1 protein-coding gene is annotated in these 783 nt (G+C 38.8%); it reads right to left on the bottom strand.

Annotated features, from left to right (window positions below; genetic code table 11):
- On the bottom strand, positions 1 to 607 hold a 607-nt coding region (locus E1176_RS00470; RefSeq protein WP_155208628.1), incomplete at its 3' end, for a DUF3078 domain-containing protein.
- Positions 608 to 783: the final 176 nt, after the last annotated feature.

Genomic DNA, 783 nt, shown 5'->3' with positions numbered 1-783 from the left:
GATCTACACCATATGCACCGAGCTCAGAAAGTTGGTCATTCATTACAAAAGTAAACTTGGCCATCATTGGTGATAGGGTGAGTGAAACTGCCTTATTTGGTTTGTAGGTAAAACCTATGTAGGGAGATAAATAACCAGGCGCCATAAAAGTAGATATCAAACTATCCGTACCATCTTCAGCTCCTTCGTACTCATAGCCTTTGTCAAACTGAGTTCTAAAATCTAACCCAGCAGATAATTGCCATTTCTTAGCCAAAAATCTACCATATTTTGACGTGACGATTAAAACATCATTGTTTTTACGAGTATCCTGATCACCCTGTCTGATTAAACCGTAGCCTGCTTGTAGATTATTCTCCCATGAGTGTTTATCTGTTGACTTGTTGGCATACAGGTTGGCCTCCATGCCATACGACAGTGAGTTCTGACCGCCCCCGGCCCAGTTGCTTACACCTACTTGTTGCAAGAAGAGGCCTGTGTTTCCACCGATGGTCCAGATGCTATCTTTATCTTGTGTACTTTGATCCTGGCTACTTTGAGCAAAAGCCGCAGCATTTACAAATAAAAGGGTGAATGTAAGTATTGATAATAAGTTGATGTGTTTCATTGGTTTATATTCTTATTTAAGTGTTCTGCTCATCAGACAAACTAAAATTGAAGTGCTGATAAGGCACAACAAATCCTGAGTTCTATCTTTTGAATTGAACTATTTGATTAAATAACTGATAAAAACTATGAAACAGTGTAAGCTACAGATTGTTTAGCTTAACTTCTTCAAGGGCT

Source organism: Fulvivirga aurantia, from assembly GCF_009711475.1.
GTDB lineage: Bacteria > Bacteroidota > Bacteroidia > Cytophagales > Cyclobacteriaceae > Fulvivirga > Fulvivirga aurantia.
Note: the sequence above shows the minus strand (reverse complement) of the source record. Positions and strands in the feature narration are given on the sequence as shown.